Origin of the sequence: Acinetobacter sp. CIP 102637, from assembly GCF_000368425.1 — a bacterium.
GTDB lineage: Bacteria > Pseudomonadota > Gammaproteobacteria > Pseudomonadales > Moraxellaceae > Acinetobacter > Acinetobacter parvus.
The window spans coordinates 1581307-1607551 of the sequence record NZ_KB849435.1; the positions used below are offsets into that span (position 1 = coordinate 1581307).

A 26245-nucleotide genomic window follows, 5' to 3' on the forward strand; every position below is an offset into this window, starting at 1 on the left:
TTATAATTGCCCGCTTTTCGTCTACCGAGTAATACTCATGGTTCATCAGGTTGATGTTGTTGTTTTAGGTGCGGGTGCATCAGGCCTGATGTTGGCTGCTGAAGCAGGCAAACGTGGGCGTTCGGTTGTGGTACTGGAAAAGGCCAATAAGATCGGTAAAAAAATTCTGATGTCAGGGGGAGGTAAATGCAACTTTACCAATCTGGATGTTGAGCCCTCCAACTATATTTCCGAAAATCCACATTTCGTGATTTCGGCCCTTAGCCGTTATACCAACTGGGACTTTATTGGCTTGGTCTGTGAATATGGCATTGAATACGAAGAACGCAAGCACGGACAACTGTTTACCCTGAACGGGGCCAAGGAAATTCTGGAAATGTTACTCTCAGAATGTGACAAGGCCAAACAGGTCAAAATTCAAACCCACTGCGAAGTTCAGCAGGCAAAATCCCAGACTGATTCAGGTTTTGTCATTGAAACCAGCCAAGGAACTTATCATTGTGAATCACTGGTTGTAGCAACAGGTGGCTTATCCATTCCAACCCTTGGCGGTTCAGGATTTGGCTATGAACTTGCACAGCAGTTTGGCCATCATGTTTTCCCTACCCGTGCAGGTCTGGTCCCCTTTACCTTTTCAGACCATTTTAAGGAAGTCACGACACGACTAAGCGGCAATGCCCTAGATGCCACCTTAATCAATGACCTCCATCAATTTACCGAGGCCCTGCTATTTACCCATCGTGGTTTAAGTGGCCCAAGCTCATTGCAGCTTTCAAACTACTGGCATGTAGGGGAAAGCTTCAACATTGATTTCTTTCCAGGTCAGGATTTCGTGCAATTTTTTAAGGAAAAGAAAAAAACACAGCCTAAGGTATTACTGCGTACCCTGTTAAATGAATTTACTGCAAAAAGTATCGTGCTGGAACTACAGCAACTGATTTGGGCTGAACAAAGTGAGACAGCGATTGGAAATATCAGCGATCTTCAACTTGAACAGATTGCGGCGCAACTGCATGCATTTATAGTGAAGCCATCGGGAACGGAGGGCTATCGTACTGCCGAGGTCACGCTTGGAGGAGTGGATACCAGCGAAGTATCCTCAAAAACAATGGAAAGCAAGAAACAGAAAGGCTTGTATTTTATTGGTGAAGTGCTCGATGTGACAGGTCATCTAGGGGGATATAACTTCCAGTGGGCATGGTCATCTGCCCAAGCCGCAGCCCAGTTTGTCTAGCTGTTTTGCAGTACAGAATAGTGTTTTGCACTACCCTTGAAATATTTTAACTTCGTTCATCTGAAGAGTTTGCTGCCTCTGAGGAAAGTGCCTGCTGAGTATTTTCAATCGGTTTCTCTTTCACTGAACCCGACTTGGCAACCACAAACTTATACGCACTGGCCAAAAAGCCTACAGTGATGCCTGCAATAATAATGGGTGCGAATACACGATTTGGCCTCTTCATTTTATCCTCCTATAGACTTTTTATTTTGGGGCGGTTGATATTTTATAAATGAATTGCGTTGTAGGCTAAAATTTCATCAGACTAGGCATGAAACGTAGGTAATAGCAAATCTATTGGCAAGTTTCATAACGAAGTATGAGGGGATTTTAGCCACTATACAAACAAAACGACCACCCTGCCTAGAGTGGTCGAATTGACCAAAAAAATCAAAGATTATTTTTACTATTCATCCGAATATGGAGGAATCGGTGGTTTTGGATTCTCTGGATTGATTGGTGTTGGCGCTATCGGATTCACTGGATTGGCTGGTGCAGGAGTTGCTGTACTCACTGGATTATTTGGCGTCATCTCATTTTGACGCAACGGATTTGGATGTTTTGCCTCAGTTTTTGCTTTATCCAACAGATCACTGAGCAAACGTTCCGCAGGTTGACGACCACCTAGACCAAAAGCCAGAGCAAACGCGACAGCAACTGAACCGAGGGTTAAGCCAAATGCGAGGTTCACAATAGAGTCAGCAATACCCATTGCCCTTAAGCCCATCGCAATCACCAAGCCCATAATTAAAATACGAACCAGATTGCCCAACCAGCGTGAGCTATTGTATTCACCACGTTGAATCACATTGGCAACCACATTGGCCAGCCAGAAGCCAACAACCAGAATTACCGCACCAAGCAGGATACTGGCACCAAACTGGATAAACATTGCAATCAGCACACTGATCTGTTCCAAACCAAGTCGGTCAGCAGCCTCTGAAACAGCAAACAGCATGGTAAAGAATACTATCAGGCAACCGATGATATCTGAAACACGGGTTTGTCCAAGGAAGCGTTGCACATCCAGCTTCATTGGAATTTCATCAACACCCGCTCCTGAAACCAGTTCGGCCACCAAACGTCCAACAAAACGGGAAACTACATAGGCCACAATCAAGATCAGACCAGCAGCAATAATTTGTGGAATTGCATACATGATTTGATTGAGCATTGCTGTGGCAGGTTGGGAAATTGCCTCTATACCCAGTGCCTCAAATGCCACAATCAAGGCCGTGATAATAATGATGGCAAAAACAAACGAACCCAGAAATTTGGATACATTGGAGTTCTTAAACAAACCTATTTTTTCTGCCTGTGTCTGTAAGCCAAGGCTATTACTCAACCCTTCGACAATGCCACGCACAATTTTTGCCAGAATGTAGCCCACAAAAATGATGACACCTGCTATAAGTAGGTTCGGTAAATACGCAACCGCCTCATTCACCATATTCTGTACAGGAATCAACAGGCCTGTCAGGCCTAGAATAGACAGCACAATTGGCAAGAACAGCAACAAGACCAGCCAGTAGAAAATTTCACCAATATTACTGCTGAGTGAGCCTACACCCACCTCATTGCTGAGCTTCTCGTCCATTTCCGTTCTGGCAAGCACATTGGTTAGTCCTGCCTTGACCAGCCCTGCCAATATCCAGCCAATAAAACCGACTGCAACGGCCGCCAGCAGGTTTGGAATAAAGGCCAGAATCCGACCAACCATATTGCTGAATGGATCACTCACGCCACTGATGTTCAGCACATTCAATGCCCCGACAACGGCAAGGATAATCACAAACCAGAAAACCAGTTTGGAAAGCAGGTTTTCAATATTTGGTTTATGACCAGTGGCAGAAGACAATCTATGATTGGTGTTCAGTTTCTGGAGTAACTTTTTCACGCCAGCAGCAACAATCAATGCAATAATCCAACCTAAAAGTAAGATAACAATTGCCGCTAAAATTGGGTGAAACTGGTCCCAATAATACATTGCATCGAATCCTCCTCTGAGGGAGGGATCAGTAAAATATTCATTCATGTGTTGTTATCCTTATGTTGTGTTTTAAAATTAATCAAACCACCCATGATCGCTCTATAACCAAGAACATAACTTATGGATGTCTCAACCTTAATTTTTGTCTATTTTACAATCAATAAACGGCAGCACTAATACAACAAAAAGTCCGCATAATTTTGCAAAAAAGCTCATTGATTCACACCAATGAGCTTTTTCAATTCAACAGGTTTTGGTCTAAAAATAAATGATCTAGGCATCCAAAAGTACCGACTGCATATGAGACAACATTGCCTGTGCAGTTGGATTCGCTGAATGATCCGCGACCATATAAACAAGAAGTGCAATCAGGAAAATCCCCACAATGACCAATATGTAAATGGGTAATTTCCTTTTCTTTGCAACTTCCTCCTGACTTGCCACATGAGGCTGTGGCTTACTAAAATCATGCATGATAGCTAGCCCTCATAATTTTTATTTCTCAGGCTCTTATCTTAGCAACTGCTTATGTTGCATTGTGTGAAAAAGCTTCGCACTATCGTTGTTTCTGTTGCAAAACTCTACTGTTTCTTCCTTATTTTTTGTTTAAAATATACGCGGTTTAGAAAACACTAAAAATAGGCTATACTACGCGCCCTCAATTCCTAAATGTTCTGCTTTATGTCCTACCAACAGCAAAGTGTCTCACTTGATCTAGATACGGATGTAACCCATCAGTGTTTTCTACATTACACACGAGATGAGCATTTGATTGGACTGATTGAGTTCAACAAACCCAGCTATACCCTGAAATGGGGCGATCTTGAATATTTCCGCCGCCGTACCGAAGAACTTTCAGTGATGCCTTTTCCTGAATGCATCAATGCGATGATTGTGGATATCCGCGATGTTCAGGCTTTTCTGGACAATGAGGTTCCGATTCTGCCGTGGCGTTTGCTTGAGGAAGAATGCCCTGTTCGCCTTGTTGTTCCACAGGAACGTCTGGAACACTATGCAGGACTGTTTGAACCCACATGGCTCACCACCGATGTTGATACCGCGATTCAGGAAATCCGTGAATTTATGGATATGTTCGTACACTAAAACATATCCAGTCCACCCAATATTACCAATAATTCTCCACCGCAATATTCCCCTCACCACGGCGGTTCATGGTCAAGCCACGCTGTTTTAATGCTTCCTTGGTATCTTCCACCATTTGTGGATTGCCACACAACATGACATGGCTGCTTGCTGGACTCAATTCTGATCCTGCTGCCTTTTCCAGCTCACCATTTGCAATCAGAACTGGTAAACGGTCATGTAAAGCCGCATTTGGATCACGGGTGATAATTGGAATAAATCTAAAGCCTGAATGCCCCTCACCAAATAGCTTGGCGATTTCCTGAATACGGTCAACATAGGCCAGTTCGGATGCGGTACGAACACTGTAGACCAAATTGATTTGTTGATATTTATTCCAGGTCTCAAAGTCTTGCAGCATTGATAAAAATGGTGCCAAACCCGTTCCCGTTGCCAACAGCCATAAATCCTGTGGTAAAGGCTGCTGATAACGTGCCAGCGTTAAATAGCCATAAGATATTTTTTCAAGATACAGCTCATCACCCACCTTTAAATGTTGCAGGTTTGAGGTAAAAGCCCCATCGGGAACGACAATTGAAAAGAATTCCAGCGTTTCATCAAATGGCGAAGACACCACTGAGTAAGCACGCACCACCAGTTCATCACCAACCATTAAACCAATACGGGCAAACTGCCCTGCAGTAAATTTAAAATGCGCTGGTCGGGTCATGGTGAAGCTAAACAGATTGTGGGCCCAGCGATGTACAGATAAAACCTTTTCTACGCTAAATTTTTCAATTGACATGATTTGAACGTGGCACGAAACAGTGAGCTCATGTTAGCATGATCAGATAATTCATGAATACTTTTAAACTCGAACGGTAAGGCTTTTAACATGCGCATGACATTACGCCAATTGGCTGTTTTCGTGGCGGTCGCTCAAGAGGGAACTGTAACCAAGGCGAGTGATGCTGTCCGACTCACCCAAAGTGCGGCAAGCATGGCCCTGGCCGATTTGGAAGATGGTCTTGGCGCACCGTTATTTGACCGCTTGGGCAAGCGCTTGCAGTTAAATGATCTGGGCCGTTTTTTGTTGCCGCAGGCCCTGGAAATTTTAGGTCGTTGTGAATCGTTTGAACAGGCCGCCAAGGGTGAATTACAAAGTATCGATCTCCGTCTAGGTGCAACCCTGACTATAAGCGACTACCTGATGCCTGACCTTATGGCAGATTTTTTACAGCGTCATCCACAGGCACATTTACAGTTACAGGTGGGCAATACCCGTCAAATGATTGAGTCGGTGAACCAGTTTCAGCTTGATCTGGCCCTGATTGAGGGCTCATGCCATTTGCCCCAGTTACAGTGCATCCATTGGCGTGATGATGAACTCGCGGTGTGTTGCGCTCCGCAACATCCCTTAACCCAGTTAAACCATCCCCTCACTCCAGCAGACTTTAATGATGTGGAATGGATTTTACGTGAAGAGGGTTCAGGCACACGTGAAGTCTTTGACAACGCTATATTAAAAGACCTACCTGATGCCAACATTCGCCTTACCCTAGGTCACAATGAAGCCATCCTGAAAATTGTTGCCAATGGTCTGGGGATAACCTGTGTATCACGGCTTGCGATTGAACCGCTTCAAGAAAAAGGTCAATTGGTCATTCTGGATACACCTTTCTGGGAACTCACCCGTCCCCTGTTTATGCTGGTACATCGTCAGAAGTATCAGGGACCTGGTTTAAAGGCATTCTTGCAGTTTTGTGAAGATCAGGTTTAAGCCTGATCTTTTTTTACCAACGTGAATCATTTTCACATGGTTCACCATCATTATTTCCATCCATTTGTGTATTTGGACAATTTCTTACAAACCAACGTGCCTCTTCAAGTGATCGCATTTGAGAACAGTGAGTTCGCCCATCACATTGAAAATGATTGGGATTGCTACTTACTGCTTGAGTATTTGCTATTTTTAAGGTTTCCTGTATTACAGGTTGATTTGTCAATTCATTACGATGCAAAAAGTCTTGAATAAAACCATACACAAAATAGCCGATTATGCCAAAAATAATGACTGTAATGATTGTCCCAAAAAAACCACCTGATTCACTCTTTCGTTTAGTTTTTCTTCTTGAATGAGATACGATACGTTTGGGTGTTGTGTTATATGAATTTCGTGATGAGGAATTTACACGTTCCGACGTTGTATGCTGCGAGTTTTGTAAGCCCTCTAAAGCACGCTGACAACTTCTTAAAAAGTCATTTTGATTGGTCAATTGGAAATTTTCATGTACCACTTTATTACGCATAGTGGCTATCCAACGTATATTCTTCACCAGCCCAGCTTCAAGCTGATATTCAATACTACTTAATTTTTCATGCAACCCACGCCCAGTAGCACCAAATTTTTGCTCTAGCAATGCTTCCAAAGTCTTACTTTGAGTAACTACAATATCAATATCACTTTGCATAACGGAAACCCCACTCTTTATTAGATTTTTTAATTGTTCCAGTTTTTAGCATCACATTACCCTAAAAAATTCACAACGTAATATATCAAATTTGACATCATCACAAAAAATAATGCTGCGCTGTTGGACAGCGATAAAGCCAAAGCAAGTATTTTTATTTGCTGATGAGCGATTCATCATGCATTCTCCTAACGCCGAAAGTTTGATAACAATTCTGATGTAATCGATTCATTGTGAGCCAATATTTTATTTTTTTTAGTTTTTGCAGGATTCGGATCTATTCGTTCAATTTGTACTGCTTTAAATTTTCCATTATTTTCTAGGGCTACAAATTTTACTTTTTCATTTCGTTTCGGCTCACCTTCCGATGCAGGAAAATCTGAAATATGAAAAAAGATCTCGCCTTCAGCAGTTGCAATAAAACCAAACCCTTTGTCTGGATTATATTGTTTAACTTTTCCCTGATAAAATTCTTTTTTCATGACATTCACCTAATTTTGCAAGTACTGTATTTCAGTATATAAAAAAAGAGACTTTAAATCCTCCCCTGAAAACAGTACGGTTGGATTAAGTCTCTTTTTTAAGCATATTTTCAAAAATTAATCTTTTTGAACACTACCAAAAATCTTATCACCCGCATCACCAAGGCCTGGAACGATATAGCCATCCTCATTCAAACCTTGATCAATCGATGCCGTATAGATACGTACATCAGGGTGCGCAGCTTCTACTTTTGCAACACCTTCAGGTGCAGCAACCAAAACCATAACACGTATATCTTTACAACCACTTGCTTTAAGCACATCAATTGCCGCAATAAGTGAATTACCCGTAGCCAGCATTGGATCAATAATCATCGCTAAGCGATTCGCAACATCAGGTACTAATTTTTTATAGTAAGTACGAACTTCTAAAGTCGCCTCATCACGCTCTAAACCCAAGACACTCACTTTGGCACTTGGAATCAGGTTCAGTACGCCTTCAAGCATACCAATTCCAGCACGCAAGATAGGAACAATGGTAATTTTCTTGCCTGCGATACGTTGAGTCGAAACTTTACCTGCCCAACCATCAATTTCATGATCGACAACAGGCAGATCCTTAGTTGCTTCATAAGTGAGTAACATCGTGACTTCTTGCGCCAATTCACGGAAGTTCTTTGTGCTGATGTCTGAACGACGGAGCAGACCAAGTTTATGGCGAATCAACGGATGGCGAATTTCCTGAATAGACACGAGTAAGTACCTAACTAATATTAATCTTTGAGTATTATAGAGTGTTTTTTTACTCTTCATTAAAAAAGCCCCCAATTTTTGGAGGCTTTTTTGTACAAATCAAATCATTATTGTTGTTGAGACAACATGAAATGCAATGGAGAAAGAATTTCTGACTTCAATGCTAAATTGATCATTGGGTCTGGATAGATGCCCAGAAGTAGTACAAGTAATGCGGCACCGAGTACCATGATACCACCAACTTTAGTTCCCCAATGTGCATCAGCATCAATACGTGGAACATCTGGCGGTGTCATATACATCACCACCATCACACGTAAGTAGTAGTATAAGCCTATACCACTTCCTACAACGACCATTGCAGCCAAGAACCAATGTTGAGTTGTTACAGCAGCCATTATCACAAGGAATTTCCCAATAAAACCTGCAGTTAATGGAATCCCTGCTAATGACAACATCATCACGGTCAATGTTGCAGTCAAGATCGGACGACGCCAGAACAAACCACGGTAGTCTGCAAGACTTTGTGCTTCATCAACATTGTTATATGGACTAGACATTAACGCAACTGCACCAAATGCACCGATTGTTGTAAATACATAAGTAATCACATAAACCGTTACACTGCCTAAACTTGCATACGTCATACTAATCAAAGCAATCAACAAATAACCAAAGTGTGCAATTGATGAATAGCCAAGGATGCGTTTTAAGTTAACTTGACGTACTGCAAGTAAGTTACCGACCAAAATTGATAACACAGCAATAACTGTCAAAACAGTCACTATTGGTTCAACTAAGATTGCACCAGAACTTAATAAGTAACGTACAAACAAACCAATCGTTGCAACTTTCGCCGCCGTTGCCAGGAATGTCGCCATAGGTGCTGGTGCACCCGCATACACATCAGGCGTCCATTTATGGAATGGTGCAAGTGAAAGCTTAAATGCAACGGCAAAGATAATGAGACCTAGACCTAATAGCACCATTGGTTGCTTGATCGCAGTCATCAAAGTTTGAACAGAATCATAGAATGACAATGAACCTGTATACGCATAGATATATGCCATACCCATCAACAACATCGCAGATGCAGTTGCTGAAAGTACAAGATACTTAATTCCCGCTTCTAAAGATTGGCTACGTTGATGCGTATAAGCCAACATACCATACACAGGAATTGACATTAACTCTAAGCTAATAAAGAAAGCAGCGTAATGAGAACTTGCAACCAATAGCATTGCACCTGCTACAGAACAAAGTAACAAGATATAAAGTTCTTCACGATTATCTTTATACGTTTCAATGTACGCATGTGAAAGTGTGCTACAAGCCAAAGCAGCAATCAAAATCAGGAATTGGTAGAGCATGGTAAATGGATCAACCATAAACATGCCCATCACGTTCGCAGGGACAAAGTGCCCGCTAAACATGGTATATGCAATTAGAATTACAGAAAGGTTTAGACCCACAACTGTCGTTGTTGCAATCAGATTATGATTACGTTTAATCGCAATCAATAACATCACAACAACTGCAGTCAATGCCACAATCATCACAGGGGCAAGTGGCATAAGCTCAGAAAAAGAAAGTGTGAAGTTCATGGTTTATCGCATCTCCACTTGTTCAAGTTGAGTCGCAGTCTGTTGAACAGTTTCGACAACTTCTTGTACTGGCATATAACTATTGACTAACCATTGCATGCTTGAATGCGATACATCCAAGAATGTTTGTGGGTAAAGTCCTAACCAAAGTAAACCGATCACACAGATCATCAAAATGCTCACTTCACGTAGTGATAAATCTTTCAGTGGGCTCGTATAGTGTTGCTTTTGTTCAGCATTTGGTTCGCCAAAAAGTGCTTTGTGAATCAGAATCAGACCGTAAAGACCTGCAAATACTAAACTGACTGCAGCTATGATGGTGAAGGCTGGAAAAGCTTTAAATGAACCCATAAGAATCAGGAATTCACCAATAAAGTTACCTAGACCTGGTACACCGACAAGCGCTGCAACAAAGAACATCAGGAAGAATGGCAAGTATTGCAGTTGGCCACGAAGACCACCCATTAAACGTAAATCACGGGTATGTAAACGTTCATAGACCTGACCAGACATAATGAACAATGCAGCAGATGACAAGCCATGTGCCAACATCATGATCATCAGACCTTGGAAAGTCAGAATATTACCTGCATAGATTGCAAGTAAAATGAAACCCATGTGTGAAATAGACGTATACGCAAGCAGACGTTTCATGTCTGTTTGTTGGTAGGCTAAGAATGCACCGTAGAAAATACCAATCAGACCCAAAATGATTGCAATATCAGCAAACTGTGCTGATGCTGTTGGGAAGAATGGAATCACAAAACGAAGCAGACCATACGCTGCGGTTTTAATCAAAATACCCGCCAAGTCCACAGAACCCGCTGTTGGTGCTTGTGCATGCGCATCAGGTAACCAACCGTGTAATGGGAATACTGGTAATTTCACCGCAAAACCAATGAAGAAACACAGCATGAATGCATAGGCAACTTCAGGCGGCAAGTGGTTCGCAACAGCCAATAAATAGTTGTAATCGAAACCAATCATACCTGTCATCATGTATCCATAGACCACCAGGCCTAAGATACCGATCAACATGATCAAGCCAGCAATTTGCGTATACAGGAAGAACTTGGTTGCAGCGTAAACACGTGAACGACCATTCGAACCTGAATGTCCCCATAGTGCAATCAGGAAGTAGACTGGCACCAACATCATCTCCCAGAAGAAGAAGAACAGGAACAGGTCAATTGCAAGAAATACACCAATGACCCCACCCAAACTCCAAAGGAGGTTTAAGTGGAAGAAACCAACATTCTTTTGAATTTCACCCCATGAACAACCAACAGCAATCACACCTAGTAATGCAGTCAGTAAAACCATGAGTAAAGATAAGCCATCCACAGCCAAGTGAATACTAATCCCTAAAGTCTGAATCCATGGAAGATGGAATTCAGCTGCCCAGGTTGGAACCTTTCCGCCCAACTCATAGCTATATGTACCAGTTTGCCATAGTGCAATACCCAAACCAAAGGTAATGAGCATACCAATCAAGGCAATCCAGCGTGGCAAATGTTGGTCAAATTTATCAACCAACCAACAAATAAAACCAGCAATGAAAGGAACTAAAATCAGTGCGGGTAAAATTAAATTATTTTCCATTTTATTTCCCCACAACCTGAATCACGATCAAGATCATCAATAATACCACTACACCGAGTGACATGCTTGATGCGTATTCACGCAATGAACCTGTTTGACGCGAACTTGTAAAGCTATTCCCACCTTTCACAAGTGCAGGTAGCACTAACCATAAACCATCAATTGGATCACGACCTAAGATTTTCGCAATCAATAAATATGGTTTTACAAAAACGATGTCATACAAAGCATCAAAACCAAATGCGGTACGGCAAATATGTGCTAAACCAGAACCCAAAGATGTTTGAGCAAATGATTTAACCGCACCATACGCAAAGGCAAATAAGAAAATACCAACAACTAAACCAACAAGGGCAACACCACTTGCTAAATGTTCTGCATGTGCAACCGCTTCTTCTAAAGCTTCAGGAACAACAAAGCTTGGAATACTTGCAGCAGTCAATAATTTTGCAACAGGTGCTTGCAAGAAATAACCAACACCTGTTGATAAGGTCGCAAGAATTGCAAGCGGTGCCCAGTAAGTCACGCCATGAATGGCATGTGCATGGGTTTTTTCTTCGCCAAAGAATACCACCCAGATTAAACGGAACGTATAGATAGACGTTAAGAATGCACCCGCTACACCCACCCAATACAACGTATTATAAAGTGGAAGGTTTGCGATCGTAGACTGTGCATATACTGCACCTAAGATGGCATCTTTAGAGAAGAAGCCAACTGTTACGATTGGAAGTGCAGCTAACGCACCACCACCGATGACGAAACACCAGAATACAAATGGAATCTTTTTACGTAATCCACCCATTTTGAAAATGTTTTGTTCGTGATGACATGCAAGAATCACTGCACCTGAAGAAAGGAACAATAACGCCTTGAAGAATGCGTGAGCAAGCATATGGAATAAACCAGCTTGATACGCCTCAGCACCCACCGCCATAAACATATAACCGAGCTGACTCATGGTTGAGTAAGCCAAGATACGTTTGATATCGGTTTGCACCAATGCGGCAAAACCAGCTACAAGTAAGGTTACTGCACCTGTAATCGAGATGAACTGCATTACTTCTGGTGCCATTTCCATCACAGAGAACATACGGCAGCATAAGTACACACCCGCTGTCACCATTGTTGCAGCGTGGATCAATGCAGATACTGGTGTAGGACCCGCCATCGCATCCGCTAACCAAGTTTGTAATGGAATTTGTGCTGATTTACCTGCCGCACCCAAGAACAACATCAATGCTGTCCAAATCGACAATGATGAGCTTTGCGTCATCACAGTCGCTGCATGTTCAACAATGTACTGTGTATTCAATGTACCAAACTGTTGATACAGCAAGAACAATGCAATGAGTAAGAACACATCACCTACACGGGTTACGGTGAATGCTTTGATTGCTGCCCAACCATTTGCAGGGTTTGAGTAGTAGAAACCAATCAAGAGGTATGAACACAGACCTACGCCTTCCCAACCTAAGAACAATAACGCCAAGTTATCGCCGAGTACCAACAACAACATGCTGGCAACGAATAAGTTGAAATAAGAGAAGAAACGTGCGTAATCTTCTTCACCACGCATATACCATGATGCAAAGATATGAATCAGAAAACCAACACCTGTAATCATACCTGTCATCAATAATGACAAGCCATCAAGGTGCAAGCTGATGCCTGGCTCAAAACCACCAACACTGAACCACGTCCATAAGTGTTGGACAAAAACGGTTTGGCCACTGCTGGTAAAGGCAAGGCCAGCGATTAAAGCAAATAAGGCAGATAAACCCACTGAACCGACACCAATAATGGCAGCGACATTTTCAGACAGTTTGTTACGCCCTGCCGCTAACAGGATAAAACCAATGAGCGGGAATAAAACGGTTAAATATAATGTACTCATCCGCGCATCTCACTAGCAGCATCCACATCCAAGTGATGGAAGCGATGATAAAACTGAAGGACGATCGCAAGACCAATACACGCCTCGGCAGCAGCAAGCGTTAGGATCAAAATGAACATCACTTGTCCATCTGGTTGAGCCCAAACACTACCTGCCAAAACAAATGCCAATGCAGCAGCATTCATCATCACTTCAAGGCTCATTAGCATAAATAATAGGTTGCGTCGCACCATTACACCGTAAAAACCGAGTGCAAAAAGGATGGTTGCAACGATCAAACCATGTTCTAAAGGGATGTGTCCCATTATTCTTTATCCTCTTCTGCACTTGGTTCACGTTTGCCAAGGTGATATGCAGCAACTAAGGCTGCAAGCAATAACATCGCGGCAACTTCTACCAATAATAGATAATGCGTAAATAATGCTTGACCGACTGCTTTAGGACCTACAATTGCTGTACCTAATGGTGCAGAAATCGTGGTGTATTCTCCACCCAACATCCATACCAAAATCAAGCCTAAAATAAAGCTCAACATGGCTGGATAAGCCCATGCATCAGAGGTTAACCATTTACGTTCTTGTTCAATGGTATCTTGTCCAAGGTTCAACATCATGACCACGAAGACGAACAACACCATGATTGCACCCGCATAAACAATAATCTCAAGTGCACCAGCAAAAGGCGCACCCACGATCATGAAAATACCAGCAACAGCAAGTAAAGAAACGATTAAACTTAAAAGAGCATGTACGGGATTCGTATTTGTCACAACACGTATTGTCGATACGATGGCCACAAGTGCCATCAAATAAAATGGCCACATCATGGTAATAAGCTCCGTACATCAACTGGCGCACTTTCTTTTTGTGCCTGACCTTTTTCCTTACCATTTACTGCCATACCAGTGACACGGTAGAAGTTATAGTCAGGATATTTGCCTGGGCCAGAAATCAATAAGTTTTCTTTTTCATAAACCAAGTCTTGGCGTACATATTCAGCAAGTTCAAAATCAGGCGTCATCTGAATTGCAGTTGTAGGACAAGCTTCTTCACACATACCGCAGAAAATGCAGCGTGAAAAGTTAATACGGAAAAATTCTGGATACCAACGTCCATCCTCTTTTTCCGCTTTTTGTAATGAAATACAGCCAACAGGACATGCAACCGCACAAAGGTTACATGCCACACAACGCTCTTCACCATCTGGATCGCGCGTCAAGATAATACGACCACGAAAGCGTGGAGGCACAATTTGTTCAGCTGGTACTTCTGGATATAAAATCGTGTCGCGTTTACGTGTTACATGGCTAAACACCATCCACAACGAACGGACAATCGATCCAAATCCAGCTAGAATTTTATACATTTTGTACTCCCTGCTGTCCTAGGCCTGATTCATCAGAATCACAGCACCAGTCACTAACAAGTTGACCAACGCCAATGGCAAACAAACTTTCCAACCAAAATTCATCACTTGGTCATAACGTGGACGCATTAAAGAACCACGCGCCAATACAAACATCATTACAAAGAATGCTGTTTTAATCACGAACCAAAAAACGGGTGGAACAAATGGAATTTCCAAGTTAAATGGTGCAAGCCAACCGCCGAAGAATAACGTTACGATCAGTGCAGAGATTAAAACCACGTTCACATATTCCGCAACGAAGAACATCCCCCACTTCATACCACCATATTCAACGTGATAACCCTCAGCCAATTCTTGCTCAGCTTCTGGTTGGTCAAACGGGTGACGATGCGTCACCGCAACGCCTGCAACCACAAAGATTAAGAAACCTAAAAACTGTGGAATAACAAACCAAACATCACGTTGAGCTTCAACGATTTCACGTAGATTGAATGAGCCTGCAATCGCAACCACACCCATCAATGAGATGCCCAAGAACACTTCATAAGAAATAGTTTGAGCAGCAGAACGAAGACCACCGAGTAATGAGTATTTGTTGTTAGACGCCCAACCACCAAATAACACGGCATAAACTGCGATACCTGCCATTGCCATAAAAAACAATAGACCGATACTCATATCCGCAACGCCCAGTGTAGGACTTACTGGGATGACCATAAACGAAAGTACCGCAGTTGCCATGGCAACTGCTGGTGCTAAACGAAAAGTCAGCTTGTCGGCAAACTTTGGTGTCCAGTCTTCTTTGAACATGATCTTGAGCATGTCGGCAACGATCTGGAACATACCACCCGGACCAACACGGTTTGGACCATAACGGTCTTGCCATAATGCCAAGAGACGACGCTCAATAAATGACATTAACGCAGCAACCAAAACCACCACCAACAGGATCACAACTGCTTGAATCACTGAATAAGCGATTGGCCAGTTCTCAGCCCAAAGTGGCGTTTGACGTATAATTTCTTGATTCATGAATTACACTCCTACTGCCACAGACACAGGCTCTGCCAATGAAACGGTTGGCGCTAGACCAATTGGATAACCAATATAACCTGTTGGTAAATATTCGATGACTTGTACAGGTAAGCTGATGCTCGTTTCACCTGCTTTCACGGTAATACGTTGACCATTTTGAACATTTAAGCGCGTCGCATCATGTTCACCCACGGCAAACATCGCTTCAGGAATACGTGATTCCATTGCTGGTGTTTTAATGGTGAATTCACCAGAACCAAAGATATGGTGCATTGGCACAAGACGGAAGCTTTCAGGATTCACAACCACGGCAGTCGGTGCAACATAGCTACGTGCAGGACGTTTTGCTAAGCGATCGAATAAACGCACACCCGAATCACCACCTTTTAAGTGACCACCGACTTCATCTTGGTACTTATTCCACGCTTGTGGCGAGTTCCAACCCGCAGCCCATGCGAAAGGTACTAAAGACGATGCTGTCTGATTACCCACATAACCTTCCATAGAGAATGTTAATGCTGAGTCTAAATCAACAGGTTGCTTCGGTTCGTGTACAGAGATTCCCGCACGCATTGCGGTACGACCTGAGTAACGACGTGGCTCACGTGCAATTTTCAAACCATGTACACGGTAGCCTGCATCTGGTGCAACATCTTGAATCGCTTCAAGTACTGGTACATTCTTCACGATGTCATCAATTACATCATCAAGCAATGTCCAATCGACTGCTTTACCTTTAAGACCTGTCTCAACAGCATGTAACCAACGCCATGATTCCTTGATCGCATATTCAGGCTTGTAGTAGCTTGGGTCATACACTTGATAGAAACGTTGCGCACGACCTTCTTGACTCACGACAGTGCCATCACCCTCAGCAAAGCTTGCTGCTGAAAGAACGATATCTGCAAGCTTCACAGTCTCAGTTTCGCTGTGATCTAATACGATCACAGTTTGAGCTTTATCAAGCGCAGCTTTTACTTGAGCGACTGGCAAACGACGAGTTAGATCATTTTCAACCACAACTACGGCATCATAATCCTGGGCAAAAGCTTGCTCTAAACTTAAGCCACCGAATAATGCTAAGCCCATTGAGTTCACTTCAGGAACAGTCAATGATAAACCTGCATTTTCGCCTAGATTTAAAGCGACTTGAGCCGCAGCTTCGATGATCGCAGGATCTTGTAAACTCGTACCAGAAATAATCAAAGGCTTTTTCGCTGCTTTCAAGGTATCTGCAATGGTTTGTGCAAACGCTTTTGCATCATCAGCCAAACCAGTCAGCGCTTCACCTTTAAGCGCAGCAGCAATCGCGAAACCTAAACGAGCAATGTCATTTGGCGATGCAACTACTTCACCCGTCGCTACATCCGCTAAACGTGTTTGCGTTGCAGCAAGAATATAGATTGGAGATTTTGCTTCTTGACCAATACGTTGTACAGGTTCAGCTAACCAGTCTGGTGTACGCGTAGCAGCAGCCATTTCTTTGGCTTTATTTTTCGCTGCTTGGCGAACCGATAAAGCCATACGTGGCGCAGTTTGAGTTAAGTCTTCACCCAAGATCAACACCGCATCGTAACTTTCAATTTCACGCATATTCGGGTTGTAAATACCCTGTGTTTGCATGATTGAAGCAGCCAATTCAACCAGATTTTGCTCTTTTTGAGACAATCCAGTTGAATAGTTGTCTTGTCCAACCAATTGACGTAGCACATAGTTTGATTCCAAGCTTGCGCGTGGTGAACCAATACCTAATACTTTTTTGCCTTTTAGTTGAGCAATGACTTGATCAAGTGCTTGATCCACACTCACGGTTGTAACAGTGTCACCATTACGGAACTGTGGTTGACGTGGACGATCTGCACGATTCACATAACCTGTACCGAAACGACCTTTATCACACAAGAAGTATTGATTGACTGAACCATTGAAACGGTTTTCAACACGACGGATTTCGCCATAACGCTCACCTGGTGAGATGTTACAGCCTGAAGAACAGCCTTGGCATACGCTTGGTGCATATTGCATGTCCCACTTACGGTTATAACGTGCTGAATGAGTCTTATCAGTAAATACACCAGTCGGACAGACTTCAGTCAAATTACCAGAAAATTCAGACTCTAAAGTTCCTGATTCTGGACGACCGAAATAAACACGTGATGCATTCGCATAAACACCAAAGTCGGTACCACCCGCATAATCTTTGTAGTAACGCACACAACGATAGCACGCGATACAGCGGTTCATTTCGTGTGCAATAAACGAACCCAACTCTTGATTATGATGGGTACGCTTCGTGAAGCGATAGCGACGACGATCGTGTTGTGTCATCACCGTCATATCTTGTAAATGACAGTGACCACCTTCTTCACAGACTGGACAGTCATGTGGGTGGTTGGTCATCAAGAATTCAACGATTGATGCACGAAAATCCGTTGCTTCTTTGTCTTCAATGGAAATAAAGGTATTGTCAGCAGCTGGTGTCATACAAGACATGACTAAGCGCCCACGTGTATCTTCCGCATTATTATATTGCGTAACAGCACATTGACGACAAGAACCAACAGAACCTAAGGATGGGTGCCAACAAAAATACGGGATGTCGATACCAAGGCTGAGACATGCTTGCAGCAAGTTTTCAGAGCCATTGACTTCATACGATTTTCCATCGACATGAATTGTAGCCATAGTCGAATTCCTTAAGCTTGTTCTACGTCAAGAGCAGCAGCATGGGTTTTAACCTTTGCTTCAAACTCATGGCGGAAATATTTTAATGCGCCCATAAGCGGCTCCATCGCACCCGGTGCGTGAGCACAGAAAGTTTTACCGATCCATAATTTACGCGTCAGTTCTTGTAAATGATCGATATCTTCTTTCTTACCTGTACCTGTTTCGAGTGCTTTCAGCGCTTTGACTGCCCAAGGTAAACCATCACGGCACGGTGTACAGAAACCACATGATTCACGTGCAAAGAACTCTTCTAAGTTACGCGTTGCAGAGACCATACATTGGGTTTCATCCACCACCATCAACAAACATGTTCCTAAACGTGAACCTGCTTTCATGATGCTTTCAGCGTCCATTGGCAAGTCAATATGTTCAGCCGCCAAGAAATCTGTTGATGCGCCACCCGGTAACCATGCTTTCAGTGTTAGACCGTCACGCATACCACCCGCATGATCTTCAATCACTTCGCGCGCAGTTGTACCAAAAGGAAGTTCCCAAAGTCCCGGGAATTTCACCTTACCTGATGCACCATAAATCTTAGTACCTGGATCTTTAGATTTATGCGCTGACAGGTTGATGTACCACTCTGGCCCACGCAACATGATTGCTGGCAAGTTATTGTAGGTTTCGACGTTGTTGACAATCGTTGGACGACCCCAAGCCCCTGCCACTTGCGGGAATGGCGGCTTAGTACGAGGATTGGCACGACGACCTTCAAGCGAGTTAATCAATGCAGTTTCTTCACCACAAATATAACGCCCTGCACCCGTGTGAACATACATCTCAAAGTTCCAACCAGTACCGAGGATGTTTTCACCCAAGTAACCTTTGGCACGAACTTGCTCTAATGCTTCATTTAAGTATTGAGCTGCTTCGATGTATTCACCACGAATGAAGATATAACCATGCGTTGCTTCAAGGGTATAACCTGCGATCAACATACCTTCGATTAATTGATGTGGAAGTTTTTCCATCAACAAACGGTCTTTAAAGGTACCTGGTTCCATTTCATCAGCATTACAAATTAAATAGCGTGGACCACCATCATTTGGCGCCATCAACGACCATTTAATTCCAGCTGGGAAACCTGCACCACCACGACCTTTAACCGTTGCAGCTTTCACTACTTCCAACACTTCGGCAGGCTTCATACTCAGTGCTTTTTTAAAGCCCGCATAACCCTCAAGCGCTTCGTAGTCATCTGCACTACGCACATGTTGTTGCTTGCTTAAACGCCAAGTGAGTGGATGAGTTTCTGGATTACCGTCGCCATAAATTGGTTTTGGTTCAGTATTCATACATACTTCTCCAATAACTGTTTAACTGATGACACATCCACTAAACCGTGAGTATCTTCATCAATCATTAACGTTGGACCTTTATCACAGTTGCCTAAACAGCAAATTGGGAGCAAGGTGAAACGACCATCTGCTGTGGTTTGTCCATACTGGATGCCTAACTCTCGCTGAAATGCTTCTGCTAAAGTTTCTGCACCCATCAAGAAACATGCAATTGAGTCACATAACAAAATCACATGACGACCTACAGGTTGGCGATAAATACGGTTATAGAACGTTGCTACACCCTCTAAATCCGCCACACTGATTGTCAACAATTGTGCAATCGCATTCATTTGAGCGTCATCTACCCAACCATTACGACGTTGTACGCATTTTAATGCATCCAATGATGCCGCACGTGGATATGGATAGTGATCAATATGATGTTCAATGTCATGGATTTCTTCAGCGGTCAAAATCCCTTCAACATTCACACGAGGTTTTTTATCAGTCAAAATCATCATAATCGTTTACCCCTAGCGATCCACGTCAGCCATAACCACGTCAATGGTCGCCAAATAAATGATCAAGTCAGAAACCAAACTGCCATTAATCACAGAAGGCATTTGCTGCAAATGCGTGAAGGTCGGCGTACGAATACGAGTACGGTAACTCATGGTTGACTTATCTGAAGTCAAGTAATAAGTACTCGCACCTTTCACCACTTCAGTCATAAATGATGACTCACCTGCAGGCATGACAGGACCCCAAGACACGCTCAAGAAGTGCGTAATCAAGGTTTCAATATCTTGTAATGTCTTATCTTTCGGTGGTGGAACAGCCAGTGGATGATCCGCTTTATAAGGACCAGATGGCATGTTGTCCAAGCACTGTTGAATAATTTTCAACGACTCAGTAATTTCACGGAAGTGAACCAGGACACGTGCATATGCATCGCCTTCATATTCCACAGGAATATCAAAGTCGAAGTTTTCATAACCACTGTATGGACGATATTTACGAACGTCAAAATCAATACCCGTCGCACGTAAACCCGTACCCGTCACACCCCACGCCAACGCGGATTTAGCATCGTATTGCGCAACATTGCGGGTACGACCAATAAATACTGAGTTTTTAAGTGCGGCAGTGTAGTACTCGTTCAAACGTTTTGGCATCCACTCCAGCAATTCTTTAACAAGTTTTTGCCAGTTGTTTGGAAGGTCATGTGCCGTACCACCAATACGGAACCATGCTGGATGCATACGGTAACCCGTGATCGCTTCAACGATGTCATAGACTTTTTGACGGTCTGCGAACATATAGAATACAGGGGTCATACCACCCGCATCCTGAATCGCTGTACCACAAAATAACAAGTGGTTATTGATACGGAATAATTCGTTTAACATCACACGAATCACTTGCGCACGCTCAGGTACTTTAATACCAGCAAGCTGCTCAACCGCCATCACATAAGGCATGTTTTGCGCACAACCACCTAAGTAGTCAACACGATCGGTATAAGGAATAAATGAATGCCATGTCTGACGTTCAGCCATCTTTTCCACACCACGGTGGTGATAACCAATATCAGGTACACAGTCTTTCACTTCTTCACCGTCCAACTGCAATACCACACGGAACGCACCGTGTGCAGATGGATGGTTAGGACCTAAGTTCAAGAACATGAAGTCTTCATCAGCATTGCCGCGTTTTAGACCCCAGTCTTCAGGCACAAAGCGTAGGTGTTCTTGTTCAAAATCCTGTTTCGCTTGATTCTGCATATACGGCGTATATTCTGTCGCACGCGCAGAATATTCTTTACGTAATGGATGACCTTCCCAATAAGTTGGTAACAAGATACGACGGAGCATCGGATGCCCTGCGAAATCGATACCAAACATATCGTAAGCTTCACGCTCGTACCAGTTGGCATTTGGCCAAATATTGGTTGCGGTTGGGATGCTTAAATCACTTTCATTTAATGCAACTTTAATACGAATATCACTATTACGCTCAAGCGATAACAAGTGATAAAACACAGTAAAGTCTGAGGCTGGTAAACCATCACGATGAACACGTAAACGCTCATCAACTGCAGATAAGTCAAACAACATCACATAAGGACGTTCCACTTTACGGAGGAACATAAGGACTTCTTGCACGCGTGCGCGCTCAACCCAGACTGTTGGAAACTCTTCAAAAGTCGCCTGCACATAGAAGTTCTCACCAAATTTGGTTTTGAGGTCTTCTACGATTGCAAATGCTGGGCGTGAATCAACTTGCGTTGACTCTGGCATAGCAATGTCAGTTTCAGCCATTGGCTTGGCTTCCTATTTAATACAAATTCTGGCAATTTTCCCGATGATCACATCTATATCAGACATATCACAATTCATCGTTCAAATTATTTAATTTCATCCATAGAGCGTAAGTTTTTCACCGCAATACGTTCCGCATTTTTACGATCGCGTTCTGGCATCATCTTTGGCTTATACACAGGCTGAAGATCATCACCAATCACCGCTGAAAGTGGACGGCGCTCTAGTTGAATTTGGTCCTGAAGCAACATCAATGCTTGGATCAATGCTTCTGGACGAGGTGGGCAACCTGGGATGTACACATCAACAGGAATAATTTTATCGACACCTTGTACTACAGAATAGATGTCGTACATACCACCAGAGTTCGCACAGGCCCCCATAGAGATGACCCACTTAGGCTCAAGCATTTGTTCATACAAACGTTGAATTACAGGTGCCATTTTGACAAAACAGGTTCCTGCAACAATCATTAAATCTGCTTGACGTGGTGAAGCACGAATAACCTCAGCACCAAAACGAGACAAGTCATGTACACCAGTTAAAGTCGTCGCATATTCAACGTAGCAGCATGAAGTACCGAAGTTAAAAGGCCACAACGAGTTTTTACGCCCCCAGTTCACTGCGGTATGCAACACATCTTCAAGACGTGTCATCATCACACTTTTATTCACTTCTTCCTCAAGAGGATCAGTTACGATTTGACGATCGTGTAATGGATACTGATCGGCATCTGGATTCGCACGGGTTAAAGTATATTTCATCCCGACTTACTCCTGTTTAAGTAATGATGTAGTCGGTGTTTTAGATTTAACACGACCAGAAGACTGTGCTGGAATATGACCAGTAGGATCGACAACAAGCTCTTCAATATTATTGAATCGAGTAATGTCAGCAATATTCATATTCGGTGAACCAATTTTTGTTGTCACACCAGCAGATTTACGACGATCTACAGGTGCCCAATTCAGCGCGCCTACAGAAATTGCATAAACCAAAGCGATCAAAAGATCCACAACAAAAATAACGACCGTGGTAAATCCAAACCAACCTACCTCACGAACTGATGTCGACCATGCGTAGAGGTAAAGAGCTTCCAAGTCAAAGACAACGAAGAAAATTGCAACTAAATAGAATTTGGCTGACAAGCGGATACGAGCACCGCCCGCACCAACTACACCTGATTCAAACTGCTCTTGCTTCGCACGCCCCCATGCTTTACCCCCGAGGAGTAAGGGAACTGTAAGCATAAAAACGCAAAGAAATGTAACGCCGATCACGAAAGCGATAATCGCCCAATCGTATGGAGTAATGGCACTCATGCGGGGATAACTCCTGGCAGGCCTATTTTTAACAAAGAATGTATGTATTGGCCTTCAAATACACCAAACACAAAATTAATCCCGCCAATTGTACCTGATTTCTAATTTCGCATGCTAGTTGATGCGCTTTAGTCTTTCGGATGATTTTGTCCATAAATTTACACTTCTCTACCAGATCACTGCTAATTCACCCTTAAAAATCGAATTATCAAATCAAGTATTACATATCAATCATTTTTTTCTTTATCTGTACTCTAAAAACATTCGAATTCCATTCCCTATGCCCAAAAACATGGCAGCATGAACTAAATCATTGCATTGATACAAATTTATGGTGAAAATTTAAACAAATTTTATATAATAGTGCCACACCACACTTAACTTTTCTGGCTTCATTTAAACCTGCCAACTCGGTTTTGCTAGAGTTACTGAAGCGTCCTCCACAAACATGACGCCCCACCAGCTTTATCGGTGCGATTGTTGGCTAAGCGTACCCGCCTTTGCAGCGTTCAGGCAACGACTTAAAGCGTTTAAACCCCAAACCATTCAGGTACAGCTTAGACCGAATAACCTGCTCGGACGTTTGGGTGGCGAGGAGCTCACCATTTTTATGGCAGACACCAGCCTTAAGGCTGCCTACGCCTGTGCTGAACAGATTCGCCAACACAAGAGCCAAACCGCTATTTCAATTGATCAACAACGGCATTTTTCATCCAGCTCAGCATTGGCCTGTGTATTTGCATGCCTAAGAACCATCAAGCGATGAAGCATTTATTCAATCAAGCGGATGATGCACTTTATCAGGCAAAAAGACAGGGCCGAAATTGGGTGGTCATTTCGACATAATATGTTGCAATTCAGCAAAATACTTTAATTATCTTTATACACAGCCGACGCAATAGATGGGTATTCTAAAAGAAGCAAACAAGGAGAAAAATATGCATCTAGAATACACCCACGACTCGGATTATTTCTTTTTTTCACAACTACTGATGCGCCATATAGAAAGTTATGTTCGAAAACATCCAGATGCTGACAACGCGATTTTTGATTTAAGAGACATATACGAAGTATTTAGAGAGGATTTTGCGGCGACCACAACCAATCTAGAAAGTATTCTCAATATTGCCGATAGTTACAAGGTAGAAACCCTCAATGGAGATCAGGCACTCATCAAAAGCTATAAAATTGATGTTAAGAACAATTCACTTTTGATTGACTTTAATACGGATGCGCTCAATGGTTTGCGCTCAGGACAGCCATTGATTGAACCTGATCCATCTGTGCATGAATAAAGAGTAAGTCAATCTATCCAAGTTTTAAGCCATTCACTTTACCAAAGCCATAATGGCTTTGGTTTCTTATAAAATCCTAATGCCCGAAATCTAGATTTTATTTTTACCGCTTTGTTTATAACGTTTGGCTGGCCAGGTCATGACAAAACGCGCCCCACCCAAGTTTGGGCTTTGGTCAACCTGAATCTCACCACCAAACCAGTAGGCGATACGGCTCACGATCGAAAGGCCTAAACCATAGCCACCCGATGCACGGGTACGGCTATCGTCCAGACGCGCAAACGCCTCAAAAATGCGAGAGCGCTCCTGCTCTGGAATCCCTGGACCATCATCCTCCACACACACATAAGCCTTGCCATCAGCACGCACACCACCACTGATACGCACCTTGTTGTCACAGTAGCGCACAGCATTGCCCACAAGGTTCTGTACCACACGGTGCAGGTAACGGCGCTCGGCATCAACACGCAATGTCAAAGGCGGCGCAATCAGTTCAATTTCTTTCTGGGTTTTGAGTGCCTCAGTCTCCATTACCACCTGATCCAGCACCTCGACCAACACAAGGTCTTCAAAATCAAGCGATGGTGTGCCCTGCTCCAGTTTGGCATAGGTCATGATCTCATCAATCAGGGTATTGAGCGCCTCAATATCCTTGTCAATCATTTCCACCTGCTGAATACGGTAACTATAGTCATCCTCTTCTGCCAGCATCTCCATACCAAAGCGGATACGGGCCACAGGCGTTCTCAGCTCATGCGAAACCGCGCGCATCAATTCCCGCTGTGCCTCAATCAGGCGCTGGATATGGTCTGACATATTGTTATAACTTGATGCCAGATTTGCCATTTCATCGGTCCCCTCTATCGGGACACGCAATGACAGGTCGCCTGACTTCATTTTATTCAGGGCATGACGAACCTGACGGATTTTACGTTCAAGCGGTAGAATCAAACCATAAACACCCAAGCTCAATAAAAACAGGCTGAACAGGGTGATACCAGCCGCAAGCTGGAAAGGCATCCAGTTGAACATGGGCACTGGGCCTAGAACCAATACCTGCGCAGGATGGTTGGGCATGGGAGACACAATCGAGATGGTGGTGCCACGTATACTGGCGCTGTCTTTATAAAGCAGCACGCTCTGGTCCTGACGCAAACGGCCAATCTGTTCAGAGTCGAGGTTAATGTCTCGGATATCGGCAATTTCAATGGGATAATAGAAGTGCTTTTTAATTTTTTCCAGATATTCGCGCTCTTGACCTGGATAAAAGATCAGGTAGTCCAGCACAAAAATCGGCAGCGCTTTCATCTGCCGTTCACCTATTTTATCCACCTTAATGTAGAGAAAATGTTTGGGATCGTCTTTCAGCCCAATAATCACATAACCAATACCATTATTGGCATCGTAACGAACCACAGACTTTTGTTCGGCAATCCGCTTTCGCTCGGTACGGGAAAGTTCCACCCGCGCCGCATCAACATAGTAGATCGGAAGCTCCAGCAAATCCGAAGCATCTGAAATCCAGTCCAGCTTTTGCTGTTTTTCTGGTTGGCGAGCCACGCCCTCACTGATGACATAGGAAATACCATCTGTCAGGGATTCACGATATTCCTGCGCCCGTTGGTAGTTGATGATCTGCACCAGCAAATAACAGAATACCGCCACAACAACGACCAAAACCACCAGTCCAGCATAAATACGCAAGAATATGCTGTTTTTCAGTACTCGACTCACCATAA

Annotated in this window: 25 protein-coding genes and 1 pseudogene; 5 read left to right on the top strand and 21 right to left on the bottom strand. The window is 43.2% G+C overall.

Features of this window, described 5'->3' with window-relative positions; all coding sequences use genetic code 11:
* Window positions 1-37 precede the first annotated feature (37 nt).
* Window positions 38-1234, top strand: coding sequence for a BaiN/RdsA family NAD(P)/FAD-dependent oxidoreductase (locus F967_RS10625; protein ID WP_004799795.1), 1197 nt, complete (start codon window positions 38-40; stop codon window positions 1232-1234).
* 46 nt (window positions 1235-1280) lie between these two features.
* Here F967_RS10625 and F967_RS10630 read toward each other — a convergent pair whose 3' ends face one another.
* From F967_RS10630 to F967_RS10640, 3 genes are all read right to left on the bottom strand, one after another.
* A complete protein-coding gene (locus F967_RS10630; protein ID WP_004675071.1) occupies window positions 1281-1460 on the bottom strand; it encodes a hypothetical protein in 180 nt (59 codons plus the stop codon).
* A gap of 222 nt (window positions 1461-1682) precedes the next feature.
* The gene (locus F967_RS10635; RefSeq protein ID WP_004799797.1) at window positions 1683-3311 is read right to left on the bottom strand and encodes a mechanosensitive ion channel; all 1629 of its coding nucleotides are present in this window, start codon (window positions 3309-3311) and stop codon (window positions 1683-1685) included.
* A gap of 228 nt (window positions 3312-3539) precedes the next feature.
* Window positions 3540-3740, bottom strand: a complete 201-nt coding sequence (locus F967_RS10640; RefSeq protein WP_004682941.1) for a hypothetical protein — start codon at window positions 3738-3740, stop codon at window positions 3540-3542.
* A gap of 207 nt (window positions 3741-3947) precedes the next feature.
* Between F967_RS10640 and F967_RS10645 the strand changes: the two genes are divergently transcribed.
* Entirely contained in the window at window positions 3948-4370 is a 423-nt protein-coding gene (locus tag F967_RS10645) for a hypothetical protein (protein ID WP_004682944.1), read from the top strand.
* Window positions 4371-4392: 22 nt separating this feature from the next.
* On the opposite strand, the gene F967_RS10650 is transcribed toward F967_RS10645, so the two are convergent.
* Complete coding sequence (locus tag F967_RS10650; protein WP_004682945.1) at window positions 4393-5154, bottom strand: ferredoxin--NADP reductase; 762 nt, start codon at window positions 5152-5154, stop codon at window positions 4393-4395.
* A 90-nt stretch (window positions 5155-5244) separates the two neighbouring features.
* Here F967_RS10650 and gigC point away from each other — a divergent pair, with 90 nt between their 5' ends.
* Window positions 5245-6129, top strand: a complete 885-nt coding sequence (gene gigC / locus F967_RS10655) for a LysR family transcriptional regulator GigC (RefSeq protein WP_004799799.1) — start codon at window positions 5245-5247, stop codon at window positions 6127-6129.
* Between the two features lie 13 nt (window positions 6130-6142).
* Here the strand turns inward: gigC and F967_RS10660 are convergent, their stop codons facing one another.
* The 16 genes from F967_RS10660 to ndhC form a co-directional block, all read right to left on the bottom strand.
* The gene (locus tag F967_RS10660; RefSeq protein WP_004682946.1) at window positions 6143-6820 is read right to left on the bottom strand and encodes an excalibur calcium-binding domain-containing protein; all 678 of its coding nucleotides are present in this window, start codon (window positions 6818-6820) and stop codon (window positions 6143-6145) included.
* 188 nt (window positions 6821-7008) lie between these two features.
* A complete protein-coding gene (locus F967_RS10665; protein WP_004799801.1) occupies window positions 7009-7302 on the bottom strand; it encodes a cold shock domain-containing protein in 294 nt (97 codons plus the stop codon).
* A 117-nt stretch (window positions 7303-7419) separates the two neighbouring features.
* Complete coding sequence (gene upp, locus F967_RS10670; RefSeq protein ID WP_004799803.1) at window positions 7420-8055, bottom strand: uracil phosphoribosyltransferase; 636 nt, start codon at window positions 8053-8055, stop codon at window positions 7420-7422.
* Window positions 8056-8162: 107 nt separating this feature from the next.
* Window positions 8163-9659, bottom strand: coding sequence for an NADH-quinone oxidoreductase subunit NuoN (gene nuoN, locus F967_RS10675; RefSeq protein ID WP_004799812.1), 1497 nt, complete (start codon window positions 9657-9659; stop codon window positions 8163-8165).
* A 3-nt stretch (window positions 9660-9662) separates the two neighbouring features.
* Window positions 9663-11261 carry an NADH-quinone oxidoreductase subunit M gene (gene nuoM / locus F967_RS10680; RefSeq protein WP_004799814.1) on the bottom strand — a complete coding sequence of 533 codons (1599 nt, stop codon included), beginning with the start codon at window positions 11259-11261 and terminating at the stop codon, window positions 9663-9665.
* 1 nt (window position 11262) lies between these two features.
* Entirely contained in the window at window positions 11263-13158 is a 1896-nt protein-coding gene (gene nuoL / locus F967_RS10685; protein ID WP_004663747.1) for an NADH-quinone oxidoreductase subunit L, read from the bottom strand.
* On the bottom strand, window positions 13155-13463 hold the full coding sequence (gene nuoK / locus F967_RS10690) for an NADH-quinone oxidoreductase subunit NuoK (protein ID WP_004638057.1): 309 nt from the start codon (window positions 13461-13463) through the stop codon (window positions 13155-13157). Before nuoK ends, nuoL begins: the two co-directional genes overlap by 4 nt.
* Window positions 13463-13981 carry an NADH-quinone oxidoreductase subunit J gene (nuoJ, locus tag F967_RS10695; protein ID WP_171063108.1) on the bottom strand — a complete coding sequence of 173 codons (519 nt, stop codon included), beginning with the start codon at window positions 13979-13981 and terminating at the stop codon, window positions 13463-13465. Before nuoJ ends, nuoK begins: the two co-directional genes overlap by 1 nt.
* Entirely contained in the window at window positions 13981-14523 is a 543-nt protein-coding gene (nuoI, locus tag F967_RS10700) for an NADH-quinone oxidoreductase subunit NuoI (RefSeq protein WP_004663751.1), read from the bottom strand. The genes nuoJ and nuoI overlap by 1 nt, the downstream gene beginning before the upstream one ends.
* 18 nt (window positions 14524-14541) lie before the next feature.
* Complete coding sequence (gene nuoH, locus F967_RS10705; RefSeq protein WP_004761907.1) at window positions 14542-15558, bottom strand: NADH-quinone oxidoreductase subunit NuoH; 1017 nt, start codon at window positions 15556-15558, stop codon at window positions 14542-14544.
* Window positions 15559-15561: 3 nt separating this feature from the next.
* Window positions 15562-18246 carry an NADH-quinone oxidoreductase subunit NuoG gene (nuoG, locus tag F967_RS10710; protein WP_004799818.1) on the bottom strand — a complete coding sequence of 895 codons (2685 nt, stop codon included), beginning with the start codon at window positions 18244-18246 and terminating at the stop codon, window positions 15562-15564.
* Window positions 18247-18257: 11 nt separating this feature from the next.
* Window positions 18258-19583, bottom strand: a complete 1326-nt coding sequence (gene nuoF, locus F967_RS10715; protein ID WP_004799822.1) for an NADH-quinone oxidoreductase subunit NuoF — start codon at window positions 19581-19583, stop codon at window positions 18258-18260.
* Window positions 19580-20089 carry an NADH-quinone oxidoreductase subunit NuoE gene (nuoE, locus tag F967_RS10720; protein ID WP_004675093.1) on the bottom strand — a complete coding sequence of 170 codons (510 nt, stop codon included), beginning with the start codon at window positions 20087-20089 and terminating at the stop codon, window positions 19580-19582. The genes nuoF and nuoE overlap by 4 nt, the downstream gene beginning before the upstream one ends.
* Before the next feature lie 12 nt (window positions 20090-20101).
* Window positions 20102-21889, bottom strand: a complete 1788-nt coding sequence (nuoC, locus tag F967_RS10725) for an NADH-quinone oxidoreductase subunit C/D (RefSeq protein ID WP_004761911.1) — start codon at window positions 21887-21889, stop codon at window positions 20102-20104.
* An 86-nt stretch (window positions 21890-21975) separates the two neighbouring features.
* The gene (locus tag F967_RS10730) at window positions 21976-22653 is read right to left on the bottom strand and encodes a NuoB/complex I 20 kDa subunit family protein (protein ID WP_004675095.1); all 678 of its coding nucleotides are present in this window, start codon (window positions 22651-22653) and stop codon (window positions 21976-21978) included.
* Window positions 22654-22659: 6 nt separating this feature from the next.
* Entirely contained in the window at window positions 22660-23211 is a 552-nt protein-coding gene (gene ndhC, locus F967_RS10735) for an NADH-quinone oxidoreductase subunit A (protein ID WP_004675096.1), read from the bottom strand.
* Between the two features lie 538 nt (window positions 23212-23749).
* Between ndhC and F967_RS14555 the strand changes: the two are divergent.
* Window positions 23750-24057: pseudogene (locus tag F967_RS14555) on the top strand (GGDEF domain-containing protein); the annotation flags it as partial.
* A gap of 92 nt (window positions 24058-24149) precedes the next feature.
* Window positions 24150-24506, top strand: coding sequence for a hypothetical protein (locus F967_RS10745; protein WP_004799824.1), 357 nt, complete (start codon window positions 24150-24152; stop codon window positions 24504-24506).
* A gap of 90 nt (window positions 24507-24596) precedes the next feature.
* On the opposite strand, the gene bfmS is transcribed toward F967_RS10745, so the two are convergent.
* Window positions 24597-26243 (bottom strand): sensor histidine kinase BfmS, encoded by a 1647-nt coding sequence (gene bfmS / locus F967_RS10750; protein ID WP_004682960.1) that lies wholly within the window; start codon window positions 26241-26243, stop codon window positions 24597-24599.
* Window positions 26244-26245: the final 2 nt, after the last annotated feature.

What these genes read in the sequence shown, in the direction of transcription:
- F967_RS10650 (WP_004682945.1), bottom strand. Translation starts at nt 5,154, where the DNA reads ATGTCAATTGAAAAATTTAGCGTAGAAAAGGTTTTATCTGTACATCGC.
- nuoJ (WP_171063108.1), bottom strand. Translation starts at nt 13,981, where the DNA reads ATGTGGCCATTTTATTTGATGGCACTTGTGGCCATCGTATCGACAATA.
- nuoC (WP_004761911.1), bottom strand. Translation starts at nt 21,889, where the DNA reads ATGGCTGAAACTGACATTGCTATGCCAGAGTCAACGCAAGTTGATTCA.
- F967_RS10745 (WP_004799824.1), top strand. Translation starts at nt 24,150, where the DNA reads ATGCATCTAGAATACACCCACGACTCGGATTATTTCTTTTTTTCACAA.
- nuoE (WP_004675093.1), bottom strand. Translation starts at nt 20,089, where the DNA reads ATGATGATTTTGACTGATAAAAAACCTCGTGTGAATGTTGAAGGGATT.
- bfmS (WP_004682960.1), bottom strand. Translation starts at nt 26,243, where the DNA reads ATGGTGAGTCGAGTACTGAAAAACAGCATATTCTTGCGTATTTATGCT.
- nuoF (WP_004799822.1), bottom strand. Translation starts at nt 19,583, where the DNA reads ATGAATACTGAACCAAAACCAATTTATGGCGACGGTAATCCAGAAACT.
- nuoG (WP_004799818.1), bottom strand. Translation starts at nt 18,246, where the DNA reads ATGGCTACAATTCATGTCGATGGAAAATCGTATGAAGTCAATGGCTCT.
- nuoN (WP_004799812.1), bottom strand. Translation starts at nt 9,659, where the DNA reads ATGAACTTCACACTTTCTTTTTCTGAGCTTATGCCACTTGCCCCTGTG.
- F967_RS10635 (WP_004799797.1), bottom strand. Translation starts at nt 3,311, where the DNA reads ATGAATGAATATTTTACTGATCCCTCCCTCAGAGGAGGATTCGATGCA.
- nuoM (WP_004799814.1), bottom strand. Translation starts at nt 11,261, where the DNA reads ATGGAAAATAATTTAATTTTACCCGCACTGATTTTAGTTCCTTTCATT.
- F967_RS10730 (WP_004675095.1), bottom strand. Translation starts at nt 22,653, where the DNA reads ATGAAATATACTTTAACCCGTGCGAATCCAGATGCCGATCAGTATCCA.
- F967_RS10630 (WP_004675071.1), bottom strand. Translation starts at nt 1,460, where the DNA reads ATGAAGAGGCCAAATCGTGTATTCGCACCCATTATTATTGCAGGCATC.
- gigC (WP_004799799.1), top strand. Translation starts at nt 5,245, where the DNA reads ATGCGCATGACATTACGCCAATTGGCTGTTTTCGTGGCGGTCGCTCAA.
- ndhC (WP_004675096.1), bottom strand. Translation starts at nt 23,211, where the DNA reads ATGAGTGCCATTACTCCATACGATTGGGCGATTATCGCTTTCGTGATC.
- nuoI (WP_004663751.1), bottom strand. Translation starts at nt 14,523, where the DNA reads ATGTATAAAATTCTAGCTGGATTTGGATCGATTGTCCGTTCGTTGTGG.
- F967_RS10645 (WP_004682944.1), top strand. Translation starts at nt 3,948, where the DNA reads ATGTCCTACCAACAGCAAAGTGTCTCACTTGATCTAGATACGGATGTA.
- F967_RS10625 (WP_004799795.1), top strand. Translation starts at nt 38, where the DNA reads ATGGTTCATCAGGTTGATGTTGTTGTTTTAGGTGCGGGTGCATCAGGC.
- nuoL (WP_004663747.1), bottom strand. Translation starts at nt 13,158, where the DNA reads ATGAGTACATTATATTTAACCGTTTTATTCCCGCTCATTGGTTTTATC.
- nuoK (WP_004638057.1), bottom strand. Translation starts at nt 13,463, where the DNA reads ATGGGACACATCCCTTTAGAACATGGTTTGATCGTTGCAACCATCCTT.
- F967_RS10660 (WP_004682946.1), bottom strand. Translation starts at nt 6,820, where the DNA reads ATGCAAAGTGATATTGATATTGTAGTTACTCAAAGTAAGACTTTGGAA.
- nuoH (WP_004761907.1), bottom strand. Translation starts at nt 15,558, where the DNA reads ATGAATCAAGAAATTATACGTCAAACGCCACTTTGGGCTGAGAACTGG.
- F967_RS10665 (WP_004799801.1), bottom strand. Translation starts at nt 7,302, where the DNA reads ATGAAAAAAGAATTTTATCAGGGAAAAGTTAAACAATATAATCCAGAC.
- F967_RS10640 (WP_004682941.1), bottom strand. Translation starts at nt 3,740, where the DNA reads ATGCATGATTTTAGTAAGCCACAGCCTCATGTGGCAAGTCAGGAGGAA.